The 16,352-nt window shown below is 60.2% G+C and carries 16 protein-coding genes; 7 read left to right on the top strand and 9 right to left on the bottom strand.

Annotated features, from left to right (window positions below):
* Positions 1-82 precede the first annotated feature (82 nt).
* The 8 genes from HU718_RS08780 to HU718_RS08745 all read right to left on the bottom strand — a co-directional run bounded on the left by HU718_RS08780 (position 83) and on the right by HU718_RS08745 (position 10,345).
* The gene (locus tag HU718_RS08780; RefSeq protein WP_095122737.1) at positions 83-1,651 is read right to left on the bottom strand and encodes a flagellar hook-associated protein 3; all 1,569 of its coding nucleotides are present in this window, start codon (positions 1,649-1,651) and stop codon (positions 83-85) included.
* Between the two features lie 13 nt (positions 1,652-1,664).
* Entirely contained in the window at positions 1,665-3,710 is a 2,046-nt protein-coding gene (flgK, locus tag HU718_RS08775) for a flagellar hook-associated protein FlgK (protein WP_102900438.1), read from the bottom strand.
* A gap of 24 nt (positions 3,711-3,734) precedes the next feature.
* Positions 3,735-5,027, bottom strand: a complete 1,293-nt coding sequence (gene flgJ, locus HU718_RS08770; protein ID WP_186616383.1) for a flagellar assembly peptidoglycan hydrolase FlgJ — start codon at positions 5,025-5,027, stop codon at positions 3,735-3,737.
* Positions 5,028-5,038: 11 nt separating this feature from the next.
* Positions 5,039-6,127 (bottom strand): flagellar basal body P-ring protein FlgI, encoded by a 1,089-nt coding sequence (locus HU718_RS08765; protein ID WP_163013628.1) that lies wholly within the window; start codon positions 6,125-6,127, stop codon positions 5,039-5,041.
* A gap of 27 nt (positions 6,128-6,154) precedes the next feature.
* Positions 6,155-6,850, bottom strand: coding sequence for a flagellar basal body L-ring protein FlgH (gene flgH / locus HU718_RS08760; RefSeq protein ID WP_007920116.1), 696 nt, complete (start codon positions 6,848-6,850; stop codon positions 6,155-6,157).
* Between the two features lie 52 nt (positions 6,851-6,902).
* The gene (flgG, locus tag HU718_RS08755) at positions 6,903-7,688 is read right to left on the bottom strand and encodes a flagellar basal-body rod protein FlgG (RefSeq protein WP_007920118.1); all 786 of its coding nucleotides are present in this window, start codon (positions 7,686-7,688) and stop codon (positions 6,903-6,905) included.
* Positions 7,689-7,733: 45 nt separating this feature from the next.
* The gene (locus HU718_RS08750; protein ID WP_038363771.1) at positions 7,734-8,474 is read right to left on the bottom strand and encodes a flagellar basal body rod protein FlgF; all 741 of its coding nucleotides are present in this window, start codon (positions 8,472-8,474) and stop codon (positions 7,734-7,736) included.
* Positions 8,475-8,785: 311 nt separating this feature from the next.
* Positions 8,786-10,345 (bottom strand): sigma-54-dependent transcriptional regulator, encoded by a 1,560-nt coding sequence (locus HU718_RS08745; protein WP_077571627.1) that lies wholly within the window; start codon positions 10,343-10,345, stop codon positions 8,786-8,788.
* Positions 10,346-10,719: 374 nt separating this feature from the next.
* Here HU718_RS08745 and phhA point away from each other — a divergent pair, with 374 nt between their 5' ends.
* The 6 genes from phhA to HU718_RS08720 all read left to right on the top strand — a co-directional run bounded on the left by phhA (position 10,720) and on the right by HU718_RS08720 (position 15,132).
* Positions 10,720-11,511, top strand: coding sequence for a phenylalanine 4-monooxygenase (phhA, locus tag HU718_RS08740; protein WP_007920123.1), 792 nt, complete (start codon positions 10,720-10,722; stop codon positions 11,509-11,511).
* A 117-nt stretch (positions 11,512-11,628) separates the two neighbouring features.
* Positions 11,629-11,985: a 4a-hydroxytetrahydrobiopterin dehydratase gene (locus HU718_RS08735; protein ID WP_003222798.1), complete on the top strand. Its 357-nt coding sequence runs from the start codon at positions 11,629-11,631 to the stop codon at positions 11,983-11,985.
* Positions 11,985-13,178 carry an amino acid aminotransferase gene (locus HU718_RS08730; RefSeq protein ID WP_186616384.1) on the top strand — a complete coding sequence of 398 codons (1,194 nt, stop codon included), beginning with the start codon at positions 11,985-11,987 and terminating at the stop codon, positions 13,176-13,178. Before HU718_RS08735 ends, HU718_RS08730 begins: the two co-directional genes overlap by 1 nt.
* Before the next feature lie 267 nt (positions 13,179-13,445).
* Entirely contained in the window at positions 13,446-13,577 is a 132-nt protein-coding gene (locus HU718_RS29805; RefSeq protein WP_016987951.1) for a hypothetical protein, read from the top strand.
* 70 nt (positions 13,578-13,647) lie between these two features.
* Positions 13,648-13,830, top strand: a complete 183-nt coding sequence (locus HU718_RS08725; RefSeq protein ID WP_025113527.1) for a hypothetical protein — start codon at positions 13,648-13,650, stop codon at positions 13,828-13,830.
* Between the two features lie 114 nt (positions 13,831-13,944).
* The gene (locus tag HU718_RS08720; RefSeq protein ID WP_186616396.1) at positions 13,945-15,132 is read left to right on the top strand and encodes an MFS transporter; all 1,188 of its coding nucleotides are present in this window, start codon (positions 13,945-13,947) and stop codon (positions 15,130-15,132) included.
* Here the strand turns inward: HU718_RS08720 and arfB are convergent.
* Positions 15,129-15,542 (bottom strand): alternative ribosome rescue aminoacyl-tRNA hydrolase ArfB, encoded by a 414-nt coding sequence (arfB, locus tag HU718_RS08715; RefSeq protein WP_007920134.1) that lies wholly within the window; start codon positions 15,540-15,542, stop codon positions 15,129-15,131. The two genes, HU718_RS08720 and arfB, sit on opposite strands and share 4 nt — an antisense overlap.
* Positions 15,543-15,997: 455 nt before the next feature.
* On the opposite strand from arfB, the gene HU718_RS08710 reads away from it, so the two are divergent.
* On the top strand, positions 15,998-16,261 hold the full coding sequence (locus HU718_RS08710) for a PAAR domain-containing protein (RefSeq protein WP_150730758.1): 264 nt from the start codon (positions 15,998-16,000) through the stop codon (positions 16,259-16,261).
* The last annotated feature ends 91 nt before the right edge of the window (positions 16,262-16,352 follow it).

The following is a 16,352-nucleotide window of genomic DNA, read 5'->3' as shown; positions in this document are numbered from 1 at the left end:
GCTCGAAAAAGCGAGCCCTTGAAACCGCTAAAAAACATAACTGAGGGGCAGGCCAAACGGGCGCTTACACGCCCGCTGACGGTCAGATCTTGTTGAACAGACCCAACTGGCTGATCTTGCTGAACGCCAGTTGCGAAGCTTGCAACATGGTTTGCTGCAAGGTCAGACGAGTCATCACTTCGGCCGGATCCGAATCACGGATCGAACCTTGGGTGGTGGTGTTCGCGGTGCTCAGGCTGTCATTGGTGATGGCTTGCATATCCAGAGCCTGACCACGGGCACCGATCTCGGTGACTGCGTTGCCGATTTGATTGTTGGCCGCATCGATGTTGCCGATACCCGCCTCCATCGCGCCCTGGAATTTCTGCTTGGCCACCGGATCACCATCGATCGGAGTGTTCAACGCCGTGATCATCTGGCCCAGGGTGTCGAGCACGTTCTGGGTCTGGTGGTCGTTCGGCTGGATCGAAAACTGATCACCGGCAGCCGGGGCAGCGCCGAGTGCGAACGTGACGCCCGCCGCGGTAGCGTTGTTACCGACGATAGTGCCCGAGGACACGGGTTTGCTGTCGGCAGTGACCGGCGCTGCGTACAGATCGAACGCGGTGGCGCTGGTGAACTTGAGGACGGCGCCGCCCTGCGGGAATGCCGCAGTGTAGGCAGCCTGATCAGTGATGCTGGAACCGGTGATCACCGCGCTCGACGGGTTGCCCGGGCTGCGCGTGGTGGTGAACGAGTCGGGTGCGGTCGACAACTGGAAGCTGTGACCGGCAATCACCGCGTCCGGGTTGGTGTCGCCGGTCTTCAAGTTGATATTCAACTTCATGTCGACGCCACGGAAACTGACCGTCTGGTTGGCACCGCTGCTGTTGCTGACCAGACCGTTCTGGCTCGCTTCAGCGGTCACGTCGTTGCCCAGGGCATCAGTGATTTTCAGCTGGGTGCTGCTGAGGAAGCTGACGGTGTACGGCTGGCCGGCAGTGAATTTGGAATCATAGGTGGCGGCAGTGCCGACCGTACCGTTGGACAGCACAACGCGGCCGTCATCCACGGCCGGCGCCGTCATGGTGACGTTGGTGCGCGCGGTATTGATGGTCTGCTGGAAAGCGGCCCAACCGGTGGTGTTGGTGCCAACCGTCATGCCGTCGCCAATGCCCAGATTGATCGTGGTCTGGTCACCGTTGTAGGTGTAGGTGCCGTCGGCATTCTGCGAGTACGGCGCGGTATCGGTTTTCGAACCGGAGAACAGGTAATTGCCGCTGGCATCCTTGGAGTTCATCAGGCCCAGCACTTGTTGCTGGATCTGGCCGAGCTCCGACGCGTAAGCCTGGCGGTCCTTGTCGGTGGCCGTGCCGTTGTTGGCCGCCAGGGCAAGTTCCTTGGCGCGTGCCAGTGCGGTAGTGATGGAGTCCAGCGTGGACTCCTGCACGGTCAACGCACTTTTGGTGGTATCAACGTTGGTCTTGTACTGATCCAGCATCGCCGCCTGCTGACCCAGTTGCAGCAAACGACCGGCACCGACCGGATCATCCGCGGCAGTGTTGATGCGCGTCAGGCTGCTCGCCTCGCTGGCGCTGGCAACAGCCTTGTTGAAGTTACGCTGATAGTCCGACGCTTGCGTGCCGTAATACTGGGCGGTGGAAATGCGCATGAATTACGACTCCTTAAAGGCTGTTGATCAGCGTGGCGAAAGTTTCCTGCGCAGCTTTGATGATCTGCGAAGACGCTGTGTAGTACTGCTGGTATTTGACCAGGTTGCCGGTTTCTTCATCCAGGTTGACTCCGGACAGCGAATCGCGGGCGCCTTTGGCATTGTCCAGAATCGCTGTGGTCGCGGTGCTGTCGGACTTGCCTTGAGCGGTCTTGGTGCCGACGTTGGTCACCAGCTTGTTGTAGCCGTCAGTCAGGCTGATGCCCTTGCTGGCCGAACCGGTGTCGATGGTCTGCTTGGTTTGCAGGGCGACCAGCGATTGCGCGTTGCGGTTGTCCGAAGACGCCGCACCGGTCAGATTCATGGTGAAGGACTCGCCCGACTTCGGCGTGCCGCCGACGGTGGTCTGCACGGTGAAGGTTTTCTGTACGTTCGGCGTGACGCTGGTGTCCAGCACCGGGTTACCGCTGGCATCGACGATGCCGACTTTCAGGTCCAGCGTGTTCGTTTGACCGGGAACGATAGTGCCGCTGCTGATGAGGCCGCCCTTGGCATCCACAAATTTGTAAGACTGGCTGCCGCCCGTGACGTCACCAAACACCAGTTTGACCGGCGTCGAATTCTTCAGTGCCGCCTGCATGTCAGCCTGGGCAGTCGGGTTGTAGATATCGATCTTGTCGCTGAGCGTCGGCTGCGTGTAAGTCCCCAGGCCGGCAGCGCTGGCCACACCGGTCAACGGACCGGCCGCAGCGACTTTCTTCGGATCGGTGAGCACCGTCTGGATGCTCGCGGCGGCATTGCGGGTCGGCGTCACTTTGAAGCTGTCACCGGCGCTCAACGCCCCACCCTTGAGTGCGAGGGTGAAACCGTCGATCACTGGCGGTGGATTGGTGGTGGTGCTGAAGGTGCCCAGATCGGTGCCGTCGGAACGCTTGACCGAGTAGTCGGTGGCGCTGGTGAACGTCACCTGATAATCGCTGGTGGTCAGCTTGCCGGTGTCCTTGATGGTGACATCGAGGTTGCCCGAGCCTGCGCTGTTGCCATCCTTCGCGATGCTGCGCTGGCTGATCAGCGCGGCACTGTTGATGTTGTTGAAAATCGCGGCGCCGAAGTCACCGTTCTTGTCGATGCCCTGGGCTTGCTGGCTGTTGATCTGATCGGCGATCACCAGCGCCACTCGGCCCAGTTCGTTGAGCGACGGATCGAGAACTTCTTTGCGATAGGTCAGCAGACCACCGATTTCGCCACCGCTGATCACCGAGGTGATGTCGATGGTGCTCGAACCGCGATCCATCTGGATGCCCATGCGCGATGGGTCATCCTTGAGCGGCACAGTGCTCAGGGAATTGGCGGAGTTGCCTATGACCAGTGGCTGGCCGCTGCCGACGTAGATGTCGAAGCTGGTGCCACGCTCGACGACCTGCGCGCCGGTCAGCTCGGACAACTGGCGCACGGCTTCGTTACGGCTGTCGAGCAGATCGTTCGGCGCCCCACCACTGGTGGAGATCTCGCCGATCTTCTGGTTCAGGTTGGCAATCGAGGTGGCCAGTTTGTTCACCTGGGCTGCCATGTCGCCAAGGCTGCCATTGATGGTGGTGTTCTGGTCGTTGAGCTGTTTGGCGATCGAGTTGAAACGGCTGGTCAGCGCCTGCGCACCGGTCAGCACCGATTGACGCGAGGTGTCATCGGTCGCAGACGTCGAAACGCCCTGCATCGAGGTGAAGAATTTTTGCAGTACACCGGTGAGGCCGGTGTTGGTGTCGGACAGCATGGAGTCCAGCGGCGTGGCCTGAGCCAGGTACGAGGCCGCTTCGCTGTTGAGCGAGGTCGCCGTGTGCAGCTGGGATTCCAGGTAGGAGTTGTACACCCGACGCACGTCAGCCAGGGTTGTACCCGTGCCGATGAAAACGCTGCCGTACTGTTGCGAGGATTTGGTGCCCTGCACGGTTTGCTGACGTGAATAACCGGCGGTGTCGACGTTGGCAATGTTGTTGCCTGTCGTAGCCAAAGAGGACTGGCTGGCCGACAGTCCCGACATCCCGATATTGAGCAAACTCATGGTTCAGACCTTATACCTTGTGCCTTATAAAGGCGTGGTGGAGACACCCGCCGCAGCGTAGTTTTGGAAACTGTTCATCTGCCTGGCAATCTGCGAAATCTTGCTTGCGTAGTTCGGGTCGGTGGCGTAACCGGCCTTTTGCAACTCGCGTACAAACTGTTCTGGGTTATCGGCAGACTTCACGACATCTTGATAGCGATTATTGGACTGCAGCAAAGTCACCAGATCGTGGAAGCTGTCCTTGTACGAGGCATAGGAACGGAACTCGGCCGTCTCCTTGACCATCGCGCCATTGCGGAACTCGCTGGTGATCGCCCGGGCCGAATCGCCCTTCCAGTTGCTGCTCGCCTTGATGCCGAACAGGTTGTGGCTGCTACTGCCATCCTGGGCGCGCATGACCGACTTGCCCCAACCGGTTTCCAACGCAGCCTGCGCCACCAGATAACGCGGATCGACGCCGATGCGGTCGGCAGCTTCCTTGGCCATCGGCAGCATGGTGTTGACGAACTCGTCGGCGGAACTGAAGGCTTTCTTCGCCGGCGCGAGCGGAATCTGCGCCATGGCACGACCGTAGACCTGCATCTGGCCGCCAGAGGCTTTTTCGCCCTCGGCGCGCGCCAGCCAGTCGCCGTTGTACAGCGGCCCGGCACCGGTCGTGGCTGCGGTCGTGGCGCGCTGCGGCAATTGCGTTGCGACTGCCGGTGTGGCCGACGGCACTAGCCCGGCCAGCAAACGATCAGCCAGTTTCGGCGGCAAGGCCAGACGACGCTGGTTGATCATTTCCATGTCATTGCGATGAGCGAGTTGCGTGTTCGGCGCATTCACCGAACGAGACGCCCACAACGGGCGCTCGCCATTGAGGCGCGACAACGGGCCGTTGGTGGCAACGGTGCCAGCGGCAACCGGTGTGACCACGGCCGCAGCTTTTGCCTTGGCCTCTTCCTGCTTGGCCGCGGACGCGGCAGCGGCTTCGCCCGGCGCCAGCGGTTTGTTCTTCGACATCTGCCGCATCAGCACGTCGGCAAGGCCAATACCACCGCCCTCGCGGGACATGGAAACGGCCAGTTGCTGGTCGTACATTTCCTGATACTGCTTGGCCGCCGGCGTGTTCAGCGGATTGTCTTCACCCAAGGCGTTGGTCGCCGAGCGCATCGATTTGAGCATTTCGCCGAGGAACAGCGACTCGAATTCCTGCGCCACTTTGCGCAGGTTCGCATCGCTGTTCTTGTCGCCGACCTTGAGTTGGTTCAGGCGATTGAGGTCCGAGTAGGAACCCGAATCGCTGCTGCTGACCAGACCGCTTTTGCGCATATCCATAACGGTCGGCCTCAGATCACGATAAGGTCGGCTTGCAACGCGCCGGCCTGCTTCAAGGCTTCGAGAATCGCCATCAAGTCACCCGGTGCCGCGCCGACCTGGTTCACCGCCCGCACGATCTCGTCGAGGGTGGTGCCCGGGCCGAACTTGAACATCGGTTTGGCTTCCTGCTCGGCATTCACCCGCGAGCGCGGCACAACAGCCGTCTGACCATTGGACAGAGGGCCCGGCTGGCTGACGATCGGGTCTTCGGTGATGGTCACGGTCAGGCTGCCGTGGGTCACGGCGGCTGGCGACACTTTCACGTTCTGGCCGATGACGATGGTACCGGTACGCGAGTTGATGATGACTTTCGCCACCGCCTGACCCGGATCGACTTCGAGGTTTTCCAGGATCGACAAGTAGTCGACGCGCTGACTCGGATCGAGCGGCGCAGTGACACGGATCGAACCGCCGTCGATGGCTTGCGCGACGCCTGGGCCGAGCATGTCGTTGATCTTGTCGACGATACGTTTGGCAGTGGTGAAGTCGGAGCGATTGAGGTTCAGCGTCAGGCTGTTGCCCTGGTTGAAACCGCTCGGCACCGAGCGCTCCACCGAGGCACCGCCCGGGATACGACCGGCCGACGGAACGTTGACGGTGATCTTCGAACCGTCACGCCCTTCGGCATCGAAACCGCCAACCACCAGGTTGCCCTGAGCGACCGCGTAGACGTTGCCGTCGATACCCTTGAGCGGGGTCAGCAACAAGGTGCCGCCGCGCAAGCTCTTGGAGTTACCGATCGAGGACACGGTGATATCGACCTGCTGACCGGGTTTGGCGAACGCCGGCAAATCGGCACTGATCGACACCGCCGCGACGTTTTTCAACTGCACGTTGCCCGATCCCGGCGGCACCTTGATGCCGAACTGCGAGAGCATGTTGTTGAAGGTCTGCAGGGTGAACGGGGTTTGCGTCGTCTGGTCGCCGGTGCCGTTAAGCCCGACCACCAGGCCGTAACCGATCAACTGGTTGGAACGCACGCCGGAAATGCTGGCGATATCTTTCAGCCGCTCGGCGTGGGCAGCAAAAGCGGCGGACATCAGGGTCGCCGCCAGCATGAAGCTTTTCAGATTCAACGTAGCCACCTAGAAAGGGAACAGCGGGCTGAGGAAGAAACGGTCGAACCAGCCTGGCTGACTCGTATCGGCAAATGCGCCGGTACCCGAGTAGGTGATGCGTGCATCGGCGACCCGGGTCGACGACACGGTGTTGTCCGTGGCGATGTCATCGGCGCGTACCAGGCCGGCGATGCGCACCAGTTCGTCACCGGTGTTCAGCGTCAGCCACTTCTCGCCCCGCACGGCGATGATGCCGTTGGGCAGCACGTCAGCGACGGTCACGGTGATCGAACCGGTCAGGCTGTTGCTCTGCCCGGACTTGGCGTCGCCCTTGGTCGAGCGGTCGGCGCTATAGCCGGCGTTCAGACTCAGGTCACCGCCACCAATCGGATTGTTGGTGGTCAGGCTGGAGCCGAACAACGAAGTCAGACCGACACTGTTATCGCTGTTCTTGTCCATCTGCGAGTTGGCGTTCTTGCTCGCCTGTGTGCGCTCATTCAGGGTGATGGTGATGATGTCACCAACCCGGAAAGCCTTGCGGTCGCTGTACAGGTTCTGCTCGAAACCGGCCTGATAGATCGAGCCGTTATTGGCCGCTGCCGGCAACGGCGTGCGCGGCAACACCGGGGCGTAGTAAGGGTCATTGGGCTTGGGCGTCGGGGCGACGCAGCCCGCGAGCGAGACGACCCCACTCAATGCCAGAACAGATACAAAGCGATTCATGACCCTACCTCACGGTGTTGCAGGCGACCTCATGGCCGCCTCATAGACTTGATTACAGATTCTGCGTTACGAACGAGAGCATCTGGTCAGCGGTGGAGATCACCTTGGAGTTCATCTCGTAAGCGCGCTGAGTGGTGATCATGTTGACCATCTCTTCAACAGTGCTGACGTTGGAGGTTTCCAGGGTGTTCTGCAGGGTGGTACCGAAACCGGCCAGACCCGGGGTGCCGACTTGCGGCGCGCCGGAAGCGGCGGTTTCCAGGAACAGGTTGTTGCCCACGGCTTGCAGACCGGCCGGGTTGATGAAGTCGGCGGTTTGCAGATTGCCGATCACCTGAGACGCGGCGTTGCCAGCGACAGTGATGGACACCGTGCCGTCACGGCCGACGGTGAAGGTCTGGGCATCGTTCGGAATGACGATGGCCGGTTCCAGAGCGAAACCGCTGGCGTTGACGATCTGGCCGTTGGAATCGAGGTGGAAGGTACCGTCACGGGTGTAGGACGTGGTGCCGTCTGGCTGCAGAATCTGGAAGAAACCGCGACCGTCGATGGCCATGTCCAGCGGCTGCTCAGTGGTTTGCAGGCTGCCGGCGGTGAAGTTTTTCTGGGTGCCGACGATGCGCACACCGGTACCCAGTTGCAGACCCGACGGCAGTTCGCTGTCCTGGGTCGACTGAGCGCCTGGCTGACGCTTGATCTGATACAGCAAGTCCTGGAACTCGGCGCGATCACGTTTGAAACCCGTGGTCGACACGTTTGCCAGGTTGTTGGAAATGGTGGTCAGGTTGGTGTCCTGGGCGGACAGACCGGTTTTGGCAACCCATAGAGCCGGAAGCATTCGATTCTCCTCGTGCGCCTGTTTTTCGGCGCGACGTTCTGATAATTAGCTGATCTGCAAGACCCGAGCCATGGCCTGGTCGTCGTCTTTGGCGGTGTTCATCATCTTGACGTGCAACTCGAACTGCTTGGCCAATGCCAGCACCGAGGTCATCTCTTCCACTGCATTGACGTTGCTCGACTCGAGGAAACCCGACACCAGCTTGACGTTGGCATCAGCCTGCGCCGGCTGGCCATCCTTGGTGTAGATCGAGCCGTCGAGGCCCTTGTTCATGTTCTTGATGTCCGGGTTGACCAGTTTGATCCGGTCGACTTCCGCCATGACGCGCGGGCCTTCGCCCATCGCACGAATACTGATGGTGCCGTCTTCACCGACTTCGATCTGCTGCTCGGGCGGCACGGCGATCGGACCGCCGTTGCCGATCACCGGCATGCCGTTGCCGGCGCGCAGAACGCCGAGGGCGTCGACGTTGAGGCTGCCGGTGCGCACGTAGCTTTCGCCGCCGTTAGGGTTCTGCACGGCAATGAAACCGTTGCCGGTCACCGCGACATCGAGGTCACGACCGGTCTGCACCAGCGAGCCTGGGGTGAAGTCGGTGGCGGGCCGTTCGCTCATGGCAAACGCACGCGCCGGAAAGCTGTCGCCGAACACCGGCATCGAACGCGCCTGCTCCAGGTCGCGCTGAAAACCGTTGGTGGAGATGTTCGCCAGGTTGTTGGCATGCGCCTTTTGCGCCAGCGCATTCTGGCTGGCGCCGGTCATTGCCACATAAAGGTACTTGTCCACACTCTTTCCTCTGCATGCCGGACGTTTGCCGCCCACCGCTGTACTGCTGAGCCATAAGCAATTTGCAGACCAACTTTTTTCTGGCGCACAAAGGCCCGGTAAACAAAGGACTTGGGGGATGGCGAGGGGAAATCTGAAATGTATCGAAGTCGAAAAACCGGCGGTGTTATGCCGGTAGGTGGCAATGTCTGGCGCTGGTGTTGCCTGGACTATCGCTTTCGCGAGCAGGCTCGCTCCCACATTTGAAATGCATACCCCTGTGGGAGCGAGCCTGCTCGCGAAGAGGCCATCACTACCCACACATGTTTGGGCTACGACTCGGTTTTGCCGACTTCATATTCACGCAGCTTGTTGGCAATGGTGGTGTGCGAAACCCCCAACCGCTTGCCCAGCTGCCGACTGCTCGGATGCTCGGAATACAACCGCTCCAGCACCGCTTTCTCGAAGCGCCCGACAATCTCGTCCAGCCCACCCTCTAGCGAGAAATCGCCAAGCGGCTGACGCACGCCGTAATCCGGCAGACGAATATGCTCCGCTTTCACCGTACCGCCATCGCACAGCGAAACCGCCTGGAACAGCACGTTCTCCAGTTGCCGCACGTTGCCCGGCCAGTGGTAATGACTGAGCCGATCCATCGCCGCCGGTGCCAGTTTCGGCAGCGAGCAACCGATCTGCCGACTGGCCTGATCGAGAAAGTGTTCGACCAGCGGCGTCAGTCCGTCGAGGCATTCACGCAGCGGCGGGATGTGCAGGGAGAGCACGTTCAAGCGGTGATACAGATCCTGGCGAAACTCACCGCGCGCACACAGCTCCGACAAGTCGACCTGCGTCGCACAGATCACCCGCACATCCAGATAAACCTCTTCATCACTGCCGACCCGGCGAAAGCAACCGTCCTGCAAAAAGCGCAGCAACTTCACTTGAAGACGCGGGCTCATCTCACCGACACCGTCAAGAAACAGCGTGCCGCCCGCCGTCAATTCCAGCAGCCCGAGCTTGCCTTCGGCGCGTGCACCTTCGAACGCGCCCGGGCCGTAACCGAACAACTCGGTCTCGGCCATCGACTCCGGCAGGCCTGCGCAGTTGAGCGCCATCAACGGCGACTGCCCGCGCGGACTGGCGAGGTGGCAAGCGCGTGCGAGCAATTCCTTACCGGTGCCGGTTTCGCCTTCAATCAATAGCGGCGCATCCAGTGGCGCCATACGCCGCGCTTCACGCACCACGGCGGCCATCACTTTCGAACTCTGGAAGATGCTGTCGAAACCACGCAGCTCCTGCTTGCGCACATTGTAGATACGCTCGCCAACGCGGTCAGCGCGATGCAAGGTCAACACTGCGCCGGCCATGGCTTCACTGTCGTCGTGCTCCGATTGCAGCGGCGCAATATCGGCGAGAAAGATGTCGCCCTTGACCTTGACCCGCATGCCGTTGATTCGCGATTTGTTGGCGCGCACCAGTTCCGGCAAGTCGAAATCTTCGGCGTAGCGCGACAGCGGAATCCCCGGCACTTCATCGACCCGCACGCCGAGCAACTGCGCCGCCGCACGGTTGGCCGCCACGATCGAGCCACCCATGTCGATCGACAGCACTGGAAACTCCAGCGCGCCGAGCAAGGCGTTCAACTCCATGTGCCGTCGTTCGCTGGGCATCAGCCCTACCCGCTTGACGCCGAACACCCCGGCGATCGCCTCGAATTTCGGGCGCAGCGCTTGGAACTGGATATTGATCAGGTTCGGGCAGTGCAAGTAGATCGCATTGCCGTGCTCGCCACCGACCTCACCGCGCGCGACGTTGATCCCGTAGGCGACCAGCAGGTTGAGAATGTCGCGCAGGATGCCGATGCGGTTCTGGCAGTGGACTTTGATGCGCATATAAATCGCCCGAATAAACGATGAGAAACCTGTAGGAGTGAGCCTGCTCGCGATGGCTTTGGGTCAGTTGATATTGATGCTGACTGATACACCGCTATCGCGAGCAGGCTCACTCCTACAGGGGGACCGCGCCAGACTTTTCTGTGGCGGCACGCAGATAGTTGTCAAGATTATGTGACAGCCAACCGCCTTTTCAAACCCATGAATCACTGCAAACGCGAGATATCCGCCAAACCGTAACGATAACTTTACGAATTACAGAGAAATTTCCTACGCGCAGGCTATTCAACCTGCTGCACATCAATCCGCTCTCAGGTAATTCTGAATCCATCGCTGGACATAACAAGAACGAATTCCCCTAGCAGGAGAGCAGTATGAAGCAGACGCAATACGTGGCCCGCGAGCCCGATGCGCAAGGTTTTATCGACTACCCCGCCGAAGAACACGCGGTGTGGAACACGCTGATCACTCGCCAGCTGAAAGTGATTGAAGGGCGTGCCTGCCAGGAGTACCTGGACGGTATCGAAAAACTCGGTCTGCCCCACGACCGCATTCCGCAACTCGGCGAGATCAACAAGGTGCTCGGCGAGACCACCGGTTGGCAGGTCGCCCGCGTGCCGGCGCTGATTCCCTTCCAGACGTTTTTTGAACTGCTGGCCAGCAAGCAATTTCCGGTCGCTACATTCATTCGTACCCGTGAAGAGCTGGACTACCTGCAAGAGCCGGATATTTTCCACGAGATCTTTGGTCACTGCCCGCTGCTGACCAACCCGTATTTCGCCGAATTCACCCACACCTACGGCAAGCTCGGTTTGCAGGCCACCAAGGAAGAACGCGTTTATCTGGCGCGCCTGTACTGGATGACCATCGAGTTCGGCCTGGTCGACACCCCGCAAGGCAAACGCATCTACGGTGGCGGCATCCTGTCCTCGCCAAAAGAAACCGTTTACTCGCTGTCGGACGAACCCGAGCATCAGGCCTTCGATCCGCTGGAAGCCATGCGCACGCCGTATCGCATCGACATCCTGCAACCGCTGTACTTTGTCCTGCCGAACCTCAAGCGTCTGTTCGACGTGGCCCATGAAGACATCATGGCCATGGTTCGCCAAGGCATGCAGTTGGGTCTGCACGCACCGAAATTTCCGCCGAAACCGAAAGCCGCGTGAACCGCGACTTTTGCTGACAATTGAGCCTGTCCGTCGCCGTTACTTTGGTTTAGCGTGACGGCATTGACGGCTTAAACGCTTTAATAAAAAAAACACACTCGATTTCAGGAATACGCCATGTCCACTTTGAACCAAGCCCACTGCGAAGCCTGCCGCGCCGATGCGCCACAAGTCAGCGACGAAGAACTGCCGATCCTGATCAAGCAGATCCCTGACTGGAACATCGAAGTACGCGACAGCATCATGCAACTGGAGAAGGTCTTCCTGTTCAAGAACTTCAAACACGCGCTGGCCTTCACCAACGCTGTCGGTGAGATCTCCGAGGCCGAAGGTCATCACCCGGGCCTGCTGACCGAGTGGGGCAAAGTCACCGTGACCTGGTGGAGCCACTCGATCAAAGGCTTGCACCGCAACGACTTCATCATGGCCGCGCGCACTGACGAAGTGGCCAAGACTGCAGAAGGACGCAAGTAATGCATTTCGACGCCATCGGCCGGGTACCCGGCGACCCGATCCTCGGCTTGATGGAGGCGTATGCGCAGGACAGCAACCCGCGCAAATTCGACCTGGGCGTTGGCGTCTACAAGGATGCCCAGGGCCTGACGCCAATCCCGGAAGCGGTGAAAATCGCTGAAGCGCGCCTCGTCGAAAGCCAGGACACCAAGACCTACATCGGTGGCCACGGCAACCCGCTGTTCGGCAAAGTCATCAATGAGCTGGTGCTTGGCGCCGACTCGAAGCTGATCGCCGAACAACGTGCCGGCGCCACCCAGACCCCGGGCGGCACCGGTGCCCTGCGTCTGGCGGCCGACTTCATCGCCCAGTGCCTGCCGGGCAAAGGCGTGTGGCTGAGCAACCCGACCTGGCCGATCCACGAAACCATTTTCGCCGCGGCCGGGGTCAAGGTCAGTCACTACCCGTATGTGGGCAGCGACAACCGCCTCGACGTCGAAGCCATGCTCGCCGTGCTCAATGAAGTGCCGAAAGGCGATGTGGTGCTGCTGCACGCGTGCTGCCACAACCCGACCGGTTTCGATTTGAATCATGACGACTGGCAGCGTGTGCTCGACGTGGTGCGCAGCCGCAACCTGCTGCCGCTGATCGACTTTGCCTACCAGGGTTTTGGCGACGGTCTGGAGCAGGATGCTTGGTCGACTCGGTTGTTCGCGGCAGAAGTGCCAGAGTTGCTGATCACCAGTTCCTGCTCGAAGAACTTCGGCCTGTACCGCGATCGTACCGGCGCGCTGATCGTCTGCGCGAAAACCGCCGACAAGCTCATCGACATCCGCAGCCAACTGGCCAACATCGCCCGTAACCTGTGGTCGACGCCGCCGGATCACGGCGCGGCAGTGGTCGCGACCATCCTCGCCGACCCGGAGCTGAAAGCGCGCTGGGCCGATGAAGTGGAAGCCATGCGTCTGCGCATTGCGCAACTGCGTAGCGGCTTGGTCGAAGCGCTGGAACCGCATGGCCTGCGCGAGCGTTTTGCACACATTGGTGTGCAGCGCGGCATGTTCTCTTACACCGGCCTGTCGCCGGAGCAAGTGAAGCAACTGCGCGAGCATCACAGCGTGTACATGGTCAGCTCGGGCCGGGCGAACGTCGCCGGTATCGACGCTACGCGCCTCGCCCTGCTGGCACAAGCCATCGCCGACGTCAGCAAGTAACACCGCAATACCCCTGTAGGAGTGAGCCTGCTCGCGATAGCGGTGTATCAGCCAGCATCTTAGTTGACTGATACACTGCTATCGCGAGCAGGCTCACTCCTACATTTGTTTTGTGGTGACCTTTGGGTTTTGCCCTCCCCTGCGGCCATCTGTCGCATTAATTTGAATTAAAAGTCTGATTGTCATTTTTCCTGCTGTATCCTTCGCAGGCTTTCTAAAAGCGCGGATCTACCAGATCTATCAACAGACTTAGCGAGGAGCGCAACCATGCACGAGATTCCTAATCTCCCCTTCCCAAGCCTGCACGTACCTGAGCAGACGACCACGCAACAAGCCGGCGCGGGGCAGCCCGAACCGAAAGAAGCCGTTGAGAGCCGCCCGGCCGACAACGAAGAGTAAGACCCGTCGTACAGACCGTGTGGAAAGCGCTAACATGCGCTTTCCACACTGCCTGAAACCCGAGCCCGCCATGACCGACGAATTCTCCGAAAGCCAAGCTGCCGTCCTGATCGGCGCCACCGAGAAAATGATCGAGATCTGGAACCGTCTCTCGCCCGAGAAACAAGCCGCCCTGCTCGCCCGTTTCGGCAGCGAAGAAAACGCCCTGGCTGCGCTGGTCACCACACAACTGGTTGCCCCGGCCAAATCCTGAAACACCCACCCGGCAAATAGTTTTACTTTTCCCGCCCCAGATCCGTCCGCGCCGGTATCATAAGCAGCCTATCTAATCTGCCGCTCCCGTGGATCGTTACCCATGTCGTCCTCTATGCCAGAACCCCAGCGCCCCCTGGCGGTTACGCTGCAAGTCGTTTCCATCGTCCTCTTCACCTTTATCGGTTACCTGAACATCGGCATTCCGCTCGCGGTGTTGCCAGGTTACGTCCACAGCGATCTGGGCTTTGGCGCAGTGATCGCCGGTCTGGTGATCAGCGTGCAATACCTCGCCACCCTGCTCAGCCGCCCGTACGCCGGCAAGATCATCGACAACCAGGGCAGCAAACGTGCAGTGATGATTGGTTTGGCCGGGTGTGGCTTGAGCGGTGTGTTCATGCTGATTTCGGCGTGGACCCCGAGCATGCCGATGTTCAGTTTGATCAGTCTGTTAATTGGCCGTCTGGTGCTGGGCAGCGCCGAAAGCCTCGTCGGTTCCGGCTCGATTGGCTGGGGCATCGGCCGCGTTGGCGCGGCAAACACGGCCAAAGTGATTTCCTGGAACGGCATCGCCAGTTACGGCGCACTGGCGGTCGGCGCACCGTTCGGCGTGTGGCTGGTCGGCCAGTTGGGGTTGTGGAGCATGGGCGTCAGCATCATCCTGCTCGCCGCGCTAGGCCTGTTGCTCGCGTGGCCAAAAACGCCGGCACCGATTGTCGCCGGCGAACGTCTGCCGTTCATGCATGTGCTCGGCAAAGTGTTTCCCCATGGCTGCGGTCTGGCACTGGGTTCGATCGGCTTCGGCACCATCGCCACCTTCATCACTCTGTATTACGCCACCCAGCATTGGGACAACGCGGTGCTGTGCCTGAGCCTGTTCGGGGCCAGCTTCATCGGTGCGCGATTGCTGTTTGGCAACCTGATCAACCGCCTCGGCGGTTTTCGCGTGGCGATTGCCTGTCTGTCGGTGGAAACCCTTGGCCTGTTGCTGTTGTGGCTGGCGCCGGACGCGCACTGGGCGCTGGCCGGTGCGGCGTTGAGCGGGTTTGGTTTCTCGCTGGTGTTCCCGGCGCTGGGTGTAGAAGCGGTGAATCTGGTGCCGGCCTCCAGTCGCGGCGCAGCCGTCGGCGCTTACTCGCTATTCATCGACTTGTCGCTGGGGATCACCGGGCCATTGGCCGGGGCGATTGCGGCGGGTTTCGGTTTTGCCTCGATCTTCCTCTTCGCTGCCCTCGCCTCGTTAAGCGGATTGGCACTGAGCGTGTATCTGTACAAGCACACCGCCAAGTATCGCGAAGACTAGAAATCCACCTTGCCGCGCCCGGCCTTGATACTGCCGCGCTTGGTTTTCGATTCGAGCCGGCGCTTCTTTGAACCGAGGGTCGGCTTGGTCGGACGGCGTTTCTTTTCGACTTTGGTGGCGCTGAGAATCAGCTCGACCAGACGCTCCAGCGCATCGGCGCGGTTGGCTTCCTGCGTGCGGTATTGCTGGGCCTTGATGATCAGCACGCCATCGCTGGTGATGCGACTGTCGCGCAGCGCCAGCAGCCGCTCCTTGTAGAACTCGGGCAACGACGAGGCCGGTATGTCGAAGCGCAAGTGCATGGCGCTGGAGACCTTGTTGACGTTCTGCCCACCGGCGCCCTGGGCGCGAATGGCCGTCAGTTCGATCTCGGCATCCGGCAGATGCACGTTGTTGGAAATCACCAGCATGGAAAAACGTCCGTAATCAGAACGCGCAGGATACCGCGAAACAGACCTTGAACCTGCTGAAGATCCACTGCAGACCTTCGCCTGTTCACGCTGAGATCAGTGCAATCGGCATCGATTTGTCAGAATTCATCAGCCGCCCAAGTGCGCAACTTCTTGCGCACCTGTCTTCAAAAAAACGCCCGTCAATCGTCTGCAGCCCATGCCAAACGGGCCCTGTAGCCGAGTGCGCAAGAAGTTGCACAGCACTGCGCAACTTCTTGCGCACTTTGAACCGTTTTTCCCCAGCAAAAATCGATTTATCCCACAGGCATCCGGCGCAAACCCTTACTGCGTAGCGGCCATATAGTGGCTGGCACGGATTTTGATATCAAATCGGCACTAACGCGTGCTGAACGCAGGCAGGAACGACAGGGTTGCTCGCCGAGCCAGCCACCCTCGGTCAAAGGAATGACGCAATGAAAGACGCAATTCGCTTGGGCGACTCCACCACGCACGGTGGCAAAGTGCTCGAAGCCTTCTCTCAGACCGACCTCAACGGCAAGCCGATTGCCGGGGTCGGTCACAAGGTCAGTTGCCCATTGTGCAAAGGGGTTTTCCCGATTGCCGAGGGCAGCAGCACCTACACCGTCGATGGCACACCCATCGCACTGAACGGCATGAAAACCGCCTGCGGCGCCGCGTTGATTGCCAGTGGCCCGAAAGGCGCTGTCGTCAGCTAATTCCGTTTTTTCACTTTGATGCGTACCTCTGAGAGGCGGCTTTTTCTCGCCCGCTCATTGAGGTCTTCAATTTTTGCCCGCAAAGCCCGGA

Source organism: Pseudomonas tensinigenes (assembly GCF_014268445.2).
GTDB classification, from domain to species: Bacteria; Pseudomonadota; Gammaproteobacteria; order Pseudomonadales; family Pseudomonadaceae; genus Aquipseudomonas; species Aquipseudomonas tensinigenes.
The sequence above is the reverse complement of the archived record's forward strand: the minus strand, read 5'-3'. Positions and strand labels throughout refer to the sequence as shown.

Coding starts and splice junctions, on each gene's coding strand:
- flgK (WP_102900438.1), bottom strand. CDS start 3,710: ATGAGTTTGCTCAATATCGGGATGTCGGGACTGTCGGCCAGCCAGTCC.
- HU718_RS08720 (WP_186616396.1), top strand. CDS start 13,945: ATGCCAGAACCCCAGCGCCCCCTGGCGGTTACGCTGCAAGTCGTTTCC.
- HU718_RS08780 (WP_095122737.1), bottom strand. CDS start 1,651: ATGCGCATTTCCACCGCCCAGTATTACGGCACGCAAGCGTCGGACTAT.
- HU718_RS08730 (WP_186616384.1), top strand. CDS start 11,985: ATGCATTTCGACGCCATCGGCCGGGTACCCGGCGACCCGATCCTCGGC.
- HU718_RS08710 (WP_150730758.1), top strand. CDS start 15,998: ATGAAAGACGCAATTCGCTTGGGCGACTCCACCACGCACGGTGGCAAA.
- flgH (WP_007920116.1), bottom strand. CDS start 6,850: ATGAATCGCTTTGTATCTGTTCTGGCATTGAGTGGGGTCGTCTCGCTC.
- HU718_RS08765 (WP_163013628.1), bottom strand. CDS start 6,127: ATGCTGGCGGCGACCCTGATGTCCGCCGCTTTTGCTGCCCACGCCGAG.
- HU718_RS29805 (WP_016987951.1), top strand. CDS start 13,446: ATGCACGAGATTCCTAATCTCCCCTTCCCAAGCCTGCACGTACCTGAG.
- HU718_RS08735 (WP_003222798.1), top strand. CDS start 11,629: ATGTCCACTTTGAACCAAGCCCACTGCGAAGCCTGCCGCGCCGATGCG.
- flgJ (WP_186616383.1), bottom strand. CDS start 5,027: ATGGATATGCGCAAAAGCGGTCTGGTCAGCAGCAGCGATTCGGGTTCC.
- flgG (WP_007920118.1), bottom strand. CDS start 7,688: ATGCTTCCGGCTCTATGGGTTGCCAAAACCGGTCTGTCCGCCCAGGAC.
- arfB (WP_007920134.1), bottom strand. CDS start 15,542: ATGCTGGTGATTTCCAACAACGTGCATCTGCCGGATGCCGAGATCGAA.
- HU718_RS08725 (WP_025113527.1), top strand. CDS start 13,648: ATGACCGACGAATTCTCCGAAAGCCAAGCTGCCGTCCTGATCGGCGCC.
- HU718_RS08745 (WP_077571627.1), bottom strand. CDS start 10,345: ATGCGCATCAAAGTCCACTGCCAGAACCGCATCGGCATCCTGCGCGAC.
- phhA (WP_007920123.1), top strand. CDS start 10,720: ATGAAGCAGACGCAATACGTGGCCCGCGAGCCCGATGCGCAAGGTTTT.